This is a genomic window from Sphingomonas phyllosphaerae (assembly GCF_036946485.1).
GTDB classification, from domain to species: Bacteria; Pseudomonadota; Alphaproteobacteria; order Sphingomonadales; family Sphingomonadaceae; genus Sphingomonas; species Sphingomonas phyllosphaerae_E.
In genome coordinates this window covers 1,232,234-1,247,790 of the sequence record NZ_JAQIJA010000005.1, presented here as the reverse complement: position 1 = coordinate 1,247,790, position 15,557 = coordinate 1,232,234, and the positions used below count along the sequence as shown (strand labels likewise).

General features: G+C 67.5%; 13 protein-coding genes. 6 read left to right on the top strand and 7 right to left on the bottom strand.

What is annotated here, in order from left to right:
• Positions 1 to 37 precede the first annotated feature (37 nt).
• Positions 38 to 559 carry a hypothetical protein gene (locus tag PGN16_RS14545; RefSeq protein WP_335310091.1) on the bottom strand — a complete coding sequence of 174 codons (522 nt, stop codon included), beginning with the start codon at positions 557 to 559 and terminating at the stop codon, positions 38 to 40.
• Positions 560 to 770: 211 nt separating this feature from the next.
• Positions 771 to 1,286, bottom strand: coding sequence for a hypothetical protein (locus PGN16_RS14540; protein WP_335310090.1), 516 nt, complete (start codon positions 1,284 to 1,286; stop codon positions 771 to 773).
• A 693-nt stretch (positions 1,287 to 1,979) separates the two neighbouring features.
• On the opposite strand from PGN16_RS14540, the gene acnA reads away from it, so the two are divergent.
• A complete protein-coding gene (acnA, locus tag PGN16_RS14535) occupies positions 1,980 to 4,667 on the top strand; it encodes an aconitate hydratase AcnA (RefSeq protein ID WP_335310089.1) in 2,688 nt (895 codons plus the stop codon).
• A gap of 67 nt (positions 4,668 to 4,734) precedes the next feature.
• Complete coding sequence (locus tag PGN16_RS14530; protein WP_335310088.1) at positions 4,735 to 5,037, top strand: zinc ribbon domain-containing protein YjdM; 303 nt, start codon at positions 4,735 to 4,737, stop codon at positions 5,035 to 5,037.
• Between the two features lie 210 nt (positions 5,038 to 5,247).
• Here PGN16_RS14530 and PGN16_RS14525 read toward each other — a convergent pair whose 3' ends face one another.
• From PGN16_RS14525 to PGN16_RS14510, 4 genes are all read right to left on the bottom strand, one after another.
• Complete coding sequence (locus tag PGN16_RS14525) at positions 5,248 to 6,639, bottom strand: amino acid permease (protein WP_335310087.1); 1,392 nt, start codon at positions 6,637 to 6,639, stop codon at positions 5,248 to 5,250.
• Positions 6,640 to 6,874: 235 nt separating this feature from the next.
• The gene (locus PGN16_RS14520) at positions 6,875 to 7,306 is read right to left on the bottom strand and encodes a CoA-binding protein (RefSeq protein WP_335310086.1); all 432 of its coding nucleotides are present in this window, start codon (positions 7,304 to 7,306) and stop codon (positions 6,875 to 6,877) included.
• A gap of 46 nt (positions 7,307 to 7,352) precedes the next feature.
• Positions 7,353 to 8,210, bottom strand: a complete 858-nt coding sequence (locus PGN16_RS14515) for an oxygenase MpaB family protein (RefSeq protein ID WP_335310085.1) — start codon at positions 8,208 to 8,210, stop codon at positions 7,353 to 7,355.
• A 29-nt stretch (positions 8,211 to 8,239) separates the two neighbouring features.
• Positions 8,240 to 8,746 carry a MucR family transcriptional regulator gene (locus tag PGN16_RS14510; protein ID WP_335310084.1) on the bottom strand — a complete coding sequence of 169 codons (507 nt, stop codon included), beginning with the start codon at positions 8,744 to 8,746 and terminating at the stop codon, positions 8,240 to 8,242.
• Positions 8,747 to 8,970: 224 nt separating this feature from the next.
• On the opposite strand from PGN16_RS14510, the gene PGN16_RS14505 reads away from it, so the two are divergent.
• Positions 8,971 to 10,389, top strand: coding sequence for an amidohydrolase (locus tag PGN16_RS14505; protein WP_335310083.1), 1,419 nt, complete (start codon positions 8,971 to 8,973; stop codon positions 10,387 to 10,389).
• Positions 10,386 to 11,681: an amidohydrolase family protein gene (locus PGN16_RS14500; protein ID WP_335310082.1), complete on the top strand. Its 1,296-nt coding sequence runs from the start codon at positions 10,386 to 10,388 to the stop codon at positions 11,679 to 11,681. The genes PGN16_RS14505 and PGN16_RS14500 overlap by 4 nt, the downstream gene beginning before the upstream one ends.
• 106 nt (positions 11,682 to 11,787) lie before the next feature.
• Here the strand turns inward: PGN16_RS14500 and PGN16_RS14495 are convergent, their stop codons facing one another.
• Entirely contained in the window at positions 11,788 to 12,789 is a 1,002-nt protein-coding gene (locus PGN16_RS14495; protein ID WP_335310081.1) for an NAD(P)H-quinone oxidoreductase, read from the bottom strand.
• A 73-nt stretch (positions 12,790 to 12,862) separates the two neighbouring features.
• Here PGN16_RS14495 and PGN16_RS14490 point away from each other — a divergent pair, with 73 nt between their 5' ends.
• The gene (locus tag PGN16_RS14490; protein WP_335310345.1) at positions 12,863 to 13,060 is read left to right on the top strand and encodes a DUF1192 domain-containing protein; all 198 of its coding nucleotides are present in this window, start codon (positions 12,863 to 12,865) and stop codon (positions 13,058 to 13,060) included.
• A gap of 144 nt (positions 13,061 to 13,204) precedes the next feature.
• Complete coding sequence (gene clpA / locus PGN16_RS14485; protein ID WP_335310080.1) at positions 13,205 to 15,526, top strand: ATP-dependent Clp protease ATP-binding subunit ClpA; 2,322 nt, start codon at positions 13,205 to 13,207, stop codon at positions 15,524 to 15,526.
• Positions 15,527 to 15,557 lie beyond the last annotated feature (31 nt).

Genomic DNA, 15,557 nt, shown 5'->3' with positions numbered 1-15,557 from the left:
GAAGGACACACGAAGGCGAGCGATCGCTGAACGTCGTTCAGCTCAAGGGCCGCCCGCCGCCTTGCTGCTCGTTCGTGCGTGCCTCCTCGCGCCGGACCTGCTCTCTGAGCACCTTCAGCTTGCGCAGCAGCTCCCGCTCCGCGCGCTGCCGCAAATGCGCCTCCGAGCCCGCGATCGGCGCACCCGTTGGTGACAGCTTCGGTGCCGGTCGCGCATCCTCGCGCTGCAACAACAGCCGCAGCATCGCGTCGGAATAGCGTCGCCGATGCGCCACCACCTCGCCCTTGTAGACGATCGGCTCCAGCCATCCCTCGACCGCCCGCTCGTAAGCGGCGCGCTCCAGCGCCGGCAGGCGATAGGCGAGCGCCGCGTCCCACGCCGCGCCGAAGTCGGGAATGCGCCGTTTGACGCGATAGGCCGAGGTCGAACTCAACCCGACCCGGTCACAGGCCGAGCGCACGCACCCCGTCTCGCGCAGCGCGCGCAGGAAGGTCGTCTGCCGCAGCGGCGTCCAGCCGTCATGCCGATGCCGAAACGCTGCCTCACCGCCGTCGCTCATCTCGATCCCCACGCTGCCGATGGAGAAAATACCGCAACGGCGTGCATGTAGGACAGCCCGAACCACGCTGTCGCCCCGGACCTGATCCGGGGCCCCGCTTCTTCTCGACGGTTGCGGCGCAAGCGGGACCCCGGATCAAGTCCGGGGTGACGGGGGAGGCAGATGCCCGGAGCATGGCGCGAGACACGCTCCCGCGTCACCGCCGCCGCGATCACCCCCGCCATTTCGCCAGCGCCGCTTCGTACCGCTCGCGCGACGCATCGCGCGCATCCTCCAGCACGCGCCGCTCCGTGCGCCAGCGCCGTTCGGCCGCTTTTTCCTCCCGTTCCAGCGCCGCGCGCCGCTTCGCCAGCGCCTCGCGCTCCGCTTCCTCGGCAGCGGCGGCCGCGTCGAGCGCCGCCTCCGCATCATCCAGTGCCTTACGGCTCGGCCGCGGCGCGGGCTTGGCAGTGGTCTTCTTCGACACCGCCGGCTTGCCCGCGCGCCGCGGCGCGGGGGCGGCGGCAAGCTGCTCCTCGGCGCTGCCGCGCGACCGTTTCACCACCTCACCCGGCGCGGCGAGCGGCGCTTCCATCAGCGCCGGATCGGTCACCTCCTCCGCCGCGCCGCGCGCGAACAGGTCGGCGGTGGCGCCCCATGCCGCCAGCGCGGCCTTGCGACTCGGCGCAGCGACATAGGCGTCATGAAAGCCGGCGGGGGTGCGAAAGACCTTCAGCTTGCGCGGCATCGCCCTGTCCTCTCGCCTCCGCAGCGGCTCACCCTTACAACCGTCCGGCGCTCGCGCGGTTCAGAACGTCCCCTCTCATTCCCGCGCAGGCGAAAGCTCTGCAAAAGTCTGCCCGTCGCGCTCCATCGTTCGTCACCCCGGACTTGTTCCGGGGTCCACGGCGCCACGAAACCGACGACTTCGATGCTCGCGCGCCGCGGCTTGGAGACGATCGACATTCATGGTTGCCTGCCCTCGCCCCTCGCAGAGGGGAGAGGGTTGCGCAGACTTAGGCTTTGCGCAGCAAAGTCTTGGTCGGAGCTGAGTGAGGGGTGGCGCTCGCGCAAGCGAGCGCGCGAGCCTTTGGCTCGCTCAACCCTCACCCAAGCTGCGCTATCCCTCTCCCCGGTCCAGGGGCAAGGGCAAGAGGACACCATCATGAATGTCGATCGGCCCTGGCATGGACGGGAACCCGGACACGCAGGTCCGTCGACAGCACCGGAAGGTCGGAGCTTCTGGATGCGCCCTCAGGCGGGACGCCGGCGCCTGCCACCGCACGCGCCCGACCCAGCCACAATCGCTTACATCCGCCCCCGCCACCCCCCTTTCGCACATGCGGCACGGCTGCTATCGCCCGCGGCGACCGAGACATTCGCTCCCGTCGCCATCCGCGCATGCCGCCGGGCGACGGCCCTTGAAGAAAGGACTTTGCTCATGACGGCCATCGGCCAGGATACGCTCAACGCCCGCCAGACGCTGCAGGCCGGGGGCAAGTCCTACGACTATTTCTCGCTGAAGACCGCCGAGCAAAAGTTCGGCGATATCAGCCGCCTGCCCTTCTCGATGAAGGTGCTGCTCGAAAACATGCTCCGTTTTGAGGACGGCGTCACCGTCACCGAGGCCGATGTGAAGGCGATCGTCGACTGGCAGCAGGAGCGTCGTTCGGACCGCGAGATCCAGTATCGCCCCGCGCGCGTGCTGATGCAGGATTTCACCGGCGTGCCGTGCGTGGTCGACCTCGCCGCGATGCGCGACGCGATTACCAAGCTCGGCGGCGACGCGGCGAAGATCAATCCGCAGGTTCCCGTCCACCTCGTCATCGATCACTCGGTCATGGTCGACGAATTCGGCACGCCCAAGGCGTTCGAGGATAACGTCGATCTCGAATATGCCCGCAATGCCGAGCGCTACGAGTTCCTGAAGTGGGGCAGCAAGGCGCTCGACAATTTCAAGGTCGTGCCGCCGGGCACCGGCATCTGCCACCAGGTGAACCTCGAATATATCGGTCACGCGGTCTGGTCGTCGCAGGAAACCGGCGACCATGCCAAGGCCGGCGCGACGATCGCCTATCCGGATACCTTGGTCGGCACCGACAGCCACACGACGATGATCAACGGTCTCGGCGTGCTCGGCTGGGGCGTCGGCGGGATCGAGGCCGAGGCGGCGATGCTCGGCCAGCCGGTCTCGATGCTGATCCCCGAGGTCGTCGGCTTCAAGCTGACCGGCGCGCTGCGTGAAGGCATCACCGCCACCGATCTCGTGCTCACCGTCACGCAGATGCTGCGCGCCAAGGGCGTGGTCGGCCGCTTCGTCGAATTTTACGGCCCGGGCCTCGACCAGATGACGCTCGCCGATCGCGCGACGATCGCCAACATGGCGCCCGAGTACGGCGCAACCTGCGGCTTCTTCCCGGTCGACGACAAGACGCTCGACTACATGCGCCTCACCGGCCGCCCCGACGAGGTCGTCGCGCTGACCGAAGCCTATGCCAAGGCGCAGGGCATGTGGCGGCACGCCGACAGCCCCGACCCCGTCTTCACCGACACGCTGGAGCTGGACATGGGCACCGTCGTCCCGTCGCTCGCCGGCCCGAAGCGCCCGCAGGACAAGGTCAGCCTCGACACCGTTGACGAGGTGTTCAACGGCGACCTGTTCAAGCTGTACCACCGCGAGAAGCCGGCGCGCGTCGAGGTCGACGAGCGTGGGCATGACATCGGCGACGGCGACGTGGTGATCGCCGCGATCACCAGCTGCACCAACACCTCGAACCCGTCGGTGCTGGTCGCCGCCGGTCTGGTCGCGCGCAAGGCCAACGCGCTCGGTCTGAAGCCGAAGCCGTGGGTGAAGACCTCGCTCGCCCCGGGTAGCCAGGTCGTCACCGACTATCTCGACAAGGCCGGGCTGTCGGCGGATCTCGATGCGATCGGCTTCAACCTCGTTGGTTATGGCTGCACCACCTGCATCGGCAATTCGGGGCCGCTCGCCGCGCCGATCTCGAAGGCGATCAACGAGAACGATCTCGTCGCCGCCTCGGTGCTGTCGGGCAACCGCAACTTCGAAGGCCGCGTGTCGCCCGACGTGCGCGCCAACTTCCTCGCCTCGCCGCCGCTCGTCGTCGCCTATGCGCTGAAGGGCACCGTGACGACCGACATGAACGACACGCCGATCGGTCAGGGCACGGACGGCGCGGATGTGTACTTGCGCGACATCTGGCCAACCAACCAGGAGGTCGCCGACCTCATGGCCGCCAACATCGACGACGGTATGTTCCGCGCGCGCTACGGCAACGTCTATGCCGGCGACTCGAAGTGGCAGGCGATCGACGTGACCGGGTCGGACACCTATGCGTGGCGCGCCGGCTCGACCTATGTCGCCAACCCGCCCTACTTCGAGGGCATGGAGATGACCCCGGCGCCGGTGACCGACATCATCGAGGCCAAGCCCTTGGCGATCCTCGGCGATTCGATCACCACCGACCACATCTCGCCGGCCGGCTCGATCAAGGCCGACAGCCCGGCGGGGACGTGGTTGCAGGAGCATCAGGTCAGCCGCGCCGACTTCAACAGCTATGGCGCGCGCCGTGGCCATCACGAGGTCATGATGCGCGGCACCTTCGCCAACATCCGTATCAAAAACGAGATGGTGCCGGGGGTTGAGGGCGGCATGAGCCGCTACGAGGGTCAGGTGATGCCGATCTACGACGCCGCGATGCGTCACAAGGCCGACGGCACCCCGCTCGTCATCATCGCCGGCAAGGAATATGGCACCGGCTCGTCGCGCGACTGGGCGGCGAAGGGCACCAACCTGTTGGGCGTGCGGGCGGTTATCACCGAGAGCTTCGAGCGCATCCACCGCTCGAACCTCGTCGGCATGGGCGTGTTGCCGCTCCAGTTCGCCGAGGGCGTGACCCGCGAGACGCTCAAGCTGACCGGCGACGAGACCTTCACGATCCACCACGTCGCCGACCTGCGGCCGCGTCAGGACGTGACCGTGACGCTGAAGCGCCAGGATGGGTCGACCGAGCAGTTCCAGACCCGCTGCCGGATCGATACGGTCAACGAGCTGGAATATTTCCTGAACGGCGGCATCCTGCAGTACGTGCTGCGGAACCTCGCCGCGTAAGCGACGACGATCAGGATGATTTCGGGAAGGGAGGGCCGCTGGTCCTCCCTTTCTGCTTTTGGGGGACATGGGGTTGAGCGAGGAATACGTTTACGACGAGGCGACCGGCGAATGGGTGCCGGCGGGTGAGGTCAGCGCCACGGCGCCCGCGGACGGCGTCGAGGTCCGCGACGCGGTCGGCAACCTGCTGGCGGACGGCGATGCGGTGACGCTCATCAAGGACCTGAAGGTCAAGGGCACCAGCCAGACGCTCAAGCGCGGCACCGCGATCAAGTCGATCCGGCTGACCGGCGACCCACAGGAAATCGACTGCCGCTTCGACGGGATCAAGGGCCTGGTCTTGCGGGCGGAGTTCGTGAAGAAGCGGTAAGATCGCGCGAAGAAGAATTCGGTTCGCGCGGAGGCGCGGAGGCGCAGAGAGGTTGCGTACGCGGCTTCCGTCAGGAAGCCACTCAAACCGGCTCGGGAGGGGAGCCGCCGAGGCGGCTCGGACCCTCGCGGCAACCGCGGCCCCTCTGCGCCTCTGCGCCTCTGCGCGAACAACCCTCCTTCTTACCTTCCCTTCACGCCGCCCCGATCATCAGGCGACGGCCGCGCGCTTACGCCCATAGACGAAGTAGAGCCCCAGCCCGACGACGTTCCACAGCAGAAAATATTCCTGCGTCTTCAGCGGCAGGCTGAAGAACAGATACACGCACCCCAGCACGCCCAACGTCCCGACCACCGGCGCGAGCGGCGCGCGGAAGGTCCGCTCGGCATCCGGCGCGCGACGGCGCATCACCATCATGCACACGCACACCGCCACGAACGCCGCCAGCGTCCCCGCATTGGCGAGCGCAGCGATCGCGTCGATCGGCATGACTCCCGCGATCACCGCGACCAGCGCCGCGGTCATCAGCGTGATCCGCACCGGCGCGCCGCGCCGCGACACCTTCGCCAATCCAGCCGGCAGCAAGCCGTCGCGCGCCATGACGAAGAAAATCCGGCTCTGCCCGAACAGAAACCCCAGCAGCACCGTCGGCAGCGCGATCACCGCGCTGGCGGCGAGGAAGGTCGCGAACCCCGGTCGCCCGATGTCGCGCAGGATCAGCGCCAGCGGCTCGGGCGAGCCCGCAAAGCGCGTGTAGCTGAGCGCGCCGACCGCCGCCACCGCCACGCCGACATAGATGACGATGCACCCGAACATCGACCCGATGATCCCGATCGACAGGTCGCGCCCCGGGTTCTTGGTCTCCTCCGCCGCGGTCGAGATCGCGTCGAAGCCATAGAAAGCGAAGAAAATGATCGCCGCCGCCGCCATCACACCGCGCTCCTTGCCGTCCGGATCGACCGAGGCGGTGAAGCCGTGCGGCATGAACGGATGCAGGTTCGCGGCGTCGAAATGCGGCAGCGCCACGATCACGAACACCGTCAGCGCAACCAGCTTCACCGCCACCAGCACCGCATTGAGCGTCGCGCTCTCCTTGGTGCCGAAGCACAGCAACCCGGCGACGACCGCGATGATGAACACCGCGGGCACGTTGACGATCCCGCCCAATTCCGGCCCGTTGGTCAGCGCGACCGGGAAGCCGAGCGGTGTCAGCAACGCCGAGGCATAGCCAGACCACCCGACCGCCACCGTCGAGACGACCAGCGAATATTCGAGGATCAGCGACCAGCCGATCACCCAGGCGATCACTTCGCCCAGCACGACATAGCTGTACGTATAGGCGCTGCCCGATGCCGGGATCATCGTCGACATCTCGGCATAGGCAAGCGCGGCGCAGGCGCAGATCGCCCCCGCGATCACGAAGCTGAGCATCACCGCCGGCCCGGCGCGATCCGCCCCGACCCCGATCAGCGTCAGGATACCCGTCCCGACGATCGCGCCCACGCCGAGTGCGACGAGATGCGGCCACGACAGCGTACGGGCGAGGACGTGCCCGTCACCATGATCGACCGCGATCGGCTTGCGCCGGAACAAACTGGACATGCACTCCCCTTTTCTGGTGTCGGCGCGAATGTAACAGCCGCAACGACCATTGGGGAGAGTGCGGGAACGCCGCCGCAACGCGCCATGCGCAGGCGAGACCTCTGCGAAAGTCCCGACGACACTCAGAAAGCCCCTTCACCCCGGACTTGTTCCGGGACCCACTGCGCCGCAAAATTAACGGCTTGCGCTCCTGCGAACCTGTGGATGCCCGAACAAGTCCGGCATGAGGGACAGGCTATCCGGTGATCGGCCCCACCCCCAGCCGCGGGATCTCGATCGCCGGACAGCGATCCATGACCACCTTCAGCCCCGCCGCTTCGGCGCGCGCCGCGGCGGCTTCGTCGATGATCCCGAGTTGCAGCCACACCGCCTTGGCGCCGATCGCGATCGCCTGATCGACCACCGCGCCCGCCTCCGACGAGCGGCGGAAGATGTCGACCATATCGATCGGATCGCCGAGCTGGTCGAGATCGCGGAACACGAACTCGCCATGCACATGCATGCCCGTGATCTGCGGGTTGACCGGGATCACGCGATAGCCATGTCCCTGCAAGGTCGCCATCACCCCGTTCGAGGGTCGGGTCGGGCGATCCGACGCGCCGACCAGCGCGATTGTGCGCACCTCTTCGAGCAGCGTCCTGATCTCGGCATCGGTGGTCAGCGGCATCGTCCCGGCTCCTTCCGCAAGAGAACGAGCCATCATGCCGAACGGTTCAGGGCGCGCGCAATGCCCAGCGCAGCACGCGGCTCATGCCGTCCGCGCCTGCCCGGATCGCGGGCCGCGCGAGCGGCGGCGCGCGGCGGTCGTGGAGCGCCGCCGCCCAGTCGGGAAGCAGGTCGAGCGCCGCTGCCGCCGCGACCGCCAGCCCGGCGGCCTGCGCACGGTCGGGGCCGGGCGCGAGCAGCGCATCGGCGACCTTGCGCACGCGGTGGTCGCCGCGCAATTGGGGACGGACGCTGCGATAATAAGCGGCGATATCGGCGCGCGAGCGCGGCACGTCACACGCGCCGAGCCGCTCCGCCACGATCGCGACATCCGCGACGTAGCGGTCCTGATCCTCGGGCGACAAGGTCGCATCGCGATAGCGCAGATAGCCGCGCAGGAAGCTGTCGGCTTCGGCGACGTGCACCCAGGTCAGCAGCGCGGGATCGTTGGCGTCATAAGGCGCGCCGTCAGGCAAGTGCCCGTGAATGCGGTCGTGGATCGCCCGGACATGTGCGATCGTGCGCTCGGCCAGATCCGTCGGGCCGTAGGTGGTGACGGCGATGAACTGGGCCGTCCGTCGCAGGCGACCGAGCCGGTCGCGGCGAAAGTCGCTGTGATCCCAGACGCCCGCGAGCGCACCGGGATGGAGCATCTGGAGCAGCAAGGCGGAGATACCGCCGATCATCATCGCGGAGAAGTCGCCATGCACCCGCCACGCGGGCGAGGTGTCGGCGATCAGTCCGGGGTCGCCGGGCGGGCGGGCGAGGTCCAGCTCGCCACTACCCACCATCTCGCGCAACGCCTGCGCGAGCGACGCACGGGCGCGGTCGAGCGCCGGTGCGATCATCGGATCGACGATCGACATCGGCGCGCCGCCCCGTGCGCTGCGGGGGATCAGCCCTCCGCCTGTGCGGCCTTGCGACGGCCACGCCCGCCGGTGGTCGGCTCGGCGGCCGGGGCAGCTTCGCCACGACGCGCGCCGGGCTTGCGGCCGAGGCCGATCTTCTTGGCCATGTCGCGACGCGCTTCCGAATAGCTTTCGGCGACCATCGGATAGTCGGGCTTCAGGCCATAACGCTGACGATAGTCGTCCGGGGTAAGACCATGGCCGGCCAGATGGCGGCGCAGCGTCTTGTAAGGCTTGCCATCGATCAGCGAGATCAGATGATCCTTCGACGCCAGCGACTTTCGCACCGATACCGCCGGGGTATATTCGGTGGCGGGCTCTTCCGGCGCGGCCGGGGCAGTCGACGACGACAGGTTCGTCACCGCATCATGCATCGTGCGCAGAAATGCCGGCACATCCTCGCCAGAGGCGCGGGTGTTGGGATTGGCGAGCCACGCGATGGTCAGTTCGGTAGCAAGCTCAACCGCGTTGGCAGTGATGGTATCTTCGGACATGGGGCGCTCCCTTATTTACATGCCTCGCCCTAGACAGCGTTTCGGAACAGGTCAACGCGCCCGTCAAATGAAATCAACATGTATCTATTTGCGTCGGCAAATATCGGCTGGGAACCATTTCCCGCCTGCGCTTTGCGGTCGAATGACGCCGGTGTCGCTTGACCGCCATGCAAGACGGCGTCCATGATCGGGACAACAAACAATGAATAAAAAGGGGCACCGCCATGAATTCGGATCGCGCACGGCGCGCTTTGCTGTCGGCCGCGTTGCTGGCGCTACCGCTGACAGCGTGCGCCACGACCAAGGAGAAGCCGGCGACCGCCGCGAAGAAGGCGCCGCCGATCCGCTATGCGCGTGACCCTTATCCCTCCACCTATCACGCCTATCCCGGCACGCCGACGCTGGTGCGCAACGTCACGGTCTTCGATGGTGAGGGCAACCGGATCGACGGCGGCGCGGTGTTGTTCGCCGACGGCAAGGTGGTCGCGGTCGGGCAGACGCTCGACGCCCCGGCCGGCGCGACGGTAATCGACGGACAGGGCAAGTATCTCACCCCCGGCGTGGTCGACATCCACAGCCACCTCGGCGACTATCCGACCCCGTCGGTGCAGGCGCATTCGGACGGCAACGAGGCGACCGCGCCGATCACCGCCGACGTCTGGGCCGAACACAGCGTCTGGCCGCAGGACCCCGGCTTCGGCCGCGCGCTGGCGAACGGCGGCGTGACGACGCTCCAGATCCTGCCCGGCTCGGCCAATTTGATGGGCGGGCGCAGCGTGGTGCTCAAGAACGTCTATGCGCGCACGATGCAGGCGATGAAGTTCCCCGGCGCGCCTTATGGCCTGAAGATGGCGTGCGGCGAGAACCCCAAGCGCGTCTATGGCAGCAAGAACCGCGAGCCATCGACGCGGATGGGCAATGTCGCGGTCGATCGCCAGACCTGGGCGAAGGCGGTCGCCTACAAGCGCAAATGGGACAAATACGAGGCCGAGGGCGGCGACGCCCCCGATCGCGACATCGGCATGGACACGCTGCGCGGCGTGCTGTCGGGCGAGATCATGGTCCAGAACCATTGTTACCGCGCCGACGAAATGGCGATCGTCCTCGATATGGCCAAGGAGTTCGGCTACCACGTCACCGCCTTCCATCATGCCGTGGAGGCGTACAAGATCGCCGACCTGCTCAAGGCGAACGCCACCTGCGCGGCAGTGTGGGCCGACTGGTACGGCTTTAAGATGGAAAGCTATGACGGGATTGGCGAGAACCTCGCGATCCTCGAAAATGCCGGCGCCTGCGCGATGATCCATTCTGACGACGAGAACGGCATCCAGCGGCTCAATCAGGAAGTCGCCAAGGTCCTGTCCTCGGCGCGCCATTCCGGCATCCAGATCAGCGACGCCGCGGCGTGGAAGTGGTTGTCGCTCGGCCCGGCCAAGGCACTCGGCATCGATGCGCAGACCGGCAGCCTGAAGCCCGGCAAGATGGCGGACGTCGTGCTGTGGAACGGCAATCCGTTCAGCGTCTACACCCGCCCCGAAAAGGTCTGGGTCGACGGCGCGCTGCTCTACGATGCCAATGATCCGAAACGTCGCCCGGTGAGCGACTTCGAACTCGGCCAGCCCGGATCGGGAGACGTCAAGTGAAGCGCGCGCTGCTCCTCCTCGCCACGATGCTGGCGACGCCCGCTGCTGCCCAGACGGTGGCGATCACCGGCGGCACCGTCGCGATCGGCGACGGCTCCGCGCCGATCGAGGGCGGCACGGTGGTGATCGCGAACGGGCGGATCGTCGCCGCCGGGCGCGGCGTCGCGGTGCCGGCCGGTGCGCAGGTGATCGACGCGGCCGGCAAATGGGTGTCGGCGGGCGTCGTCTCGGCGCTGACCGACCTGTCGCTGGTCGATGCCGACGGCGTGCAGGAAAGCAACGACGCCGGTGCGCGCAACTCGCCGTTCAAGGCCGCCATCGACGTGTCGCTCGGGGTCAATCCCGCGGCGGTGAAGATCGCCAACGAGCGATTGTTTGGCGTGACGCGTGCGATCGTGACGCCGAGCGCCGAAAGCTCGATCTTTGCCGGACAAGGCGCGATCATCGACCTCGGCGCGGACCCGAACGCCGTGACGCGGCCGCGCGCGTTCCAGTTCGTCGAGCTTGGCGAAGGTGGCGGCAAGCTGGCGGGCGGCAGCCGGCCGGCGGCCTATGCGCTGCTCCGCGACGCCTTTGCGCAGGCGCAGGACTTCCGCCGCAACCCCGCCGCCTTCGATGGCCGCTCGCGCGACGCCCTGGTGACGCGCGCCGATGCCGAGGCGCTGCTGCGCGTGCTCGACGGACAGGTGCCGCTGCTGGTGCATGTCGAGCGGGCCGCGGACATCCGCAACGTGCTGGCGCTGCCGCGCGACTATCCGAAGCTCCGGCTGGTGCTGGTCGGCGTGACCGAGGGCTGGCTGGTCGCGCGCGAGATCGCCGCCGCTAAAGTGCCGGTGATCGCCGCGGCGCTCGCCGACCTGCCCGCGCAGTTCGAGAATCTCGCTGCGACCGAGTCGAACGTCGGCCGGCTGCGCGCCGCCGGGGTGCCGGTGGCGCTCGCCTCGACCGGGGCGTCGGGCGGCGACCATGTGCTGCGGCAGTTCGCGGGCAACCTCGTCGCGATCGCGCGCATCCCCGGCGCGACCGGGCTCGACTGGGGACAGGCGTTCGCGTCGATCACCAGCGGTCCGGCCGAGGCGATCGGCATGGGCGGCGAGATCGGCTCACTACGTGCCGGGCGCCGCGCGGACGTGGTGATCTGGGACGGCGATCCGCTGGAGCTGTCATCGGTGCCGGTCGCGACGTGGATCGACGGCGTCGCGCAACCGATGCGGTCGCGTCAGACCGAGCTTCGGGATCGGTATTTGACTCCCACGGAGGGTGCGTTGCCCAAAGCCTACGAGCGGCGGTGATTTTGGTCGTCCCGGGCTTGACCCGGGACCCCACCTCTTCTCGCCGACGTAAGAAAGAAGCGGAGCCCCGGATCAAGTCCGGGGCGACGGCCACAGGCGAACGCCCTCACCCCATCGTCAGCACGATCTTCCCCACATGGCTGCCCTCTTCCATCCGCCGGTGCGCGTCCGCGGCCCGCGCGAAGGGAAAGCTGCGGTCCATCACCGGCTTCAGCTTGCCCGCCGCCGCGAACGGCCACACCGTCCGCGCGATTTCCTCGGTCACCAGCGCCTTGAACCCCGCATCGCGCGCGCGCAGCGTCGAGCCGGTCAGCGTCAGCCGCCGCTTCATGATCTCGAACAACGGCACCGTCGCGGACGCGCCGCGCTGCACCGCGATCGAGACGTGGCGGCCATCCTCCGCCAAACACTGCAGGTTGCGCGGGACATAATCGCCCCCGACCATGTCGAGCACCGCCGCACAGCCGCGGCCGCCGGTGATTTCCTTGACCCGCGCGACGAAATCCTCCGCCTTATAGTCGATCGCATGATCCGCGCCGAGCCGCAGCGCCGCGGCCTGCTTCTCCGGCGAGCCGACCGTCACGATCACCTCCAGCCCGAACAGATTCCCCAGCGTGATCGCCATCGTCCCGATCCCGCTCGTCCCGCCATGCACCAGCACGGTGTCGCCCTCGACCGCAAAGGCGCGCTCGAACAGATTGGTCCAGACGGTGTACAGCGTCTCCGGCAGCGCCGCCGCCTCTTCCAGCGTCAGCGCGTCGGGCACCGGCAGGCACTGCCCGACCGGCGCCACCGCATATTCGGCATAGCCCCCGCCCGCGATCAACGCACAGACGCGCTGCCCCAGCATGTCGGGGTCGACGCCCTCGCCCAGCGCGACCACCTCGCCTGCAATTTCCAGCCCCAACGTCGAGGGCGCGCCGGGCGGCGGCGGGTACAATCCCTGCCGCTGCATCACATCGGGGCGGTTCACCCCCGCCGCGGCCACACGCACCAGCACCTCGCCATCGCCCGGCACCGGCACGGGACGGCGCTGCGGCACCAGCACCTCGGGGCCGCCCGCCTCGGCAGGGTCGATCGCGAGCATCGTATCGGGGACGTCGGTCATCGTGTCGGGGAACCCTGTCTAGCGGCCAGTGGCCATATTGACTCCGCGTTCCCCAGCGTCAACGATGCTGCCCGTGGACCTGGACGACATCCTGGGCGCGCGCCCCGACGACCCGCTGACCGCGCTGCTGCGCGAGGATCTCGATCGCCTGTCGGTCGCCGAGCTGGAGGCGCGGGTGGCGGCGCTGGAGGGCGAGATCGCCCGCACGCGCAAAAAGATCGAAGGCGCCGTTAACCATCGCGCAAGTGCCGACGCGATATTCAAAAAATAAGACCGGCACCTTACCGAGGGTGACAGGGTTATAGGTGCAGGGTCGAGAGGGTGATGACGGGAGACGCTTGATGCGGAGCCCGATCGTCACGACATTCGTGGCAAGAGGTCGCGTGGCTTCACGCGGCCTGCAAGGAGTAACCTGATGCCGTCATTTGCCAGCGCCCTCGAGACCACGCTGCACAAGGCACTCGAGGCCGCGTCGTCGCGCCGCCACGAATATGCGACGCTCGAACATCTGTTGCTCGCGCTGATCGACGACGAACATGCCGGACAGGTGATGTCCGCGTGCGGCGTCGACCTGGGCGAGCTGAAGACCACCGTCGCGCACTATCTCGATACCGAGCTGGGCGCGCTCAAGGTCGATGCCGCGACCGATCCATCCCCCACCAGCGGGTTCCAGCGCGTGGTGCAGCGCGCGATCCTGCACGTCCAGTCGTCGGGCCGCGACGAGGTGACCGGCGCCAACGTGCTGGTCGCGCTCTTCTCCGAACGCGAGAGCTATGCGGTCTATTTCCTCCAGCAGCAGGACATGAGCCGGCTGGATGCGGTGAGCTACATCAGCCACGGCGTCGGCAAGGGCGCCGCCACCCCCGAGGCGACCAGCGCCAAGGGCGCGCCTGAGGAAGAAAAAAAGGAAAAGGCCGAGGCACCGGGCAAGAAGGGCGAAAGCGCGCTCAAGCAGTTCACCGTCGACCTCAACGAAAAGGCCAAGATCGGCAAGGTCGATCCGCTGATCGGGCGCTCGGCCGAGGTCGACCGCACCGTGCAGATCCTGTGCCGCCGCTCGAAGAACAACCCGCTCTATGTCGGTGATCCCGGCGTCGGCAAGACCGCGATCGCCGAGGGTCTGGCGCGCAAGATCGTCGAGGGCGACGTGCCCGACGTGCTCAAGCCGGCGGTGATCTATTCGCTCGACATGGGCGCGCTGCTTGCCGGCACGCGTTATCGCGGCGACTTCGAAGAGCGGCTGAAGGCGGTCGTCAACGAACTGGAGAAGCTGCCCGACGCGGTGCTGTTCATCGACGAGATCCACACCGTGATCGGCGCGGGTGCGACCAGCGGCGGCGCGATGGACGCGTCGAACCTGCTCAAGCCGGCGCTGTCGGGCGGCACGATCCGCTGCATCGGCTCGACCACCTACAAGGAGTTCCGCAACCACTTCGAGAAGGACCGCGCGCTGCTGCGCCGCTTCCAGAAGATCGACGTCAACGAACCGACGATCGAGGACACGATCAAGATCCTCGCCGGTCTGCGCTCGGCGTTCGAGGAGCATCACTCGGTCAAGTACACGCCCGAGGCGATCAAGTCGGCGGTCGAGCTGTCGGCGCGCTACATCAACGACCGCAAGCTGCCCGACAAGGCGATCGACGTGATCGACGAGGTCGGCGCGATGCAGATGCTGGTGGCGCCGAACAAGCGCAAGAAGACGATCACCGCCAAGGAGATCGAGGCCGTGATCGCGACGATGGCGCGCATCCCGCCGAAGAGCGTGTCGACCGACGACAAGAAGCAGCTGGAGACGCTCGAAACCGATCTGAAGCGTGTCGTCTTCGGGCAGAATGTCGCGATCGAGAATCTGTCGTCGGCGATCAAGCTGGCGCGCGCCGGGTTGCGCGAGCCCGAGAAGCCGATCGGCAATTACCTGTTCACCGGCCCGACCGGCGTCGGCAAGACCGAGGTCGCCAAGCAGCTCTCGACGATCCTCGGCATCCCGCTCCAGCGGTTCGACATGAGCGAATATATGGAGCGGCATTCGGTCAGCCGGCTTATCGGTGCGCCTCCGGGCTATGTCGGCTTCGATCAGGGCGGGCTGCTGACCGATGCGGTCGACCAGAACCCGCATTGCGTGCTGCTGCTCGACGAGATCGAGAAGGCGCATCCGGACCTGTTCAACATCCTGTTGCAGGTAATGGACAACGGCCGCCTGACCGACCAGCACGGCAAGACCGTCGACTTCCGCAACGTCATCCTCATCATGACGACCAATGCGGGCGCATCGGACATGGCGCGCGAGACGGTCGGCTTCGGCAACCTCACCCGTGAGGGCGAGGACGAGCAGGCGGTGCAGAAGATGTTCACGCCGGAGTTCCGCAACCGGCTCGATGCGATCGTCCCGTTCGGCTATCTGCCGACCGAGGTGGTGGCGCGCGTCGTCGACAAGTTCATCCTCCAGCTCGAATTGCAGCTCGCCGACCGCGACGTGCACATCAAGCTGAGCGATGAGGCGAAGGCGTGGCTGACCGAGAAGGGCTATGACAAGCTCTATGGCGCACGTCCGATGGGCCGGCTGATCCAGGAGAAGATCAAGCAGCCGCTTGCCGAGGAACTGCTGTTCGGCAAGCTGGTCCATGGCGGCGAGGTCACCGTCAATCTGAAGGACAATGCGCTGACCTTCGCGATCGAGCCGGCCGCGCCCAAGAAGTCCGGCAAGAAGGGTAAGGCGGCTCCGGCGGCTGCCGACTGATCCTTTAGCGGGCTGGCGACCATGTCGCCGG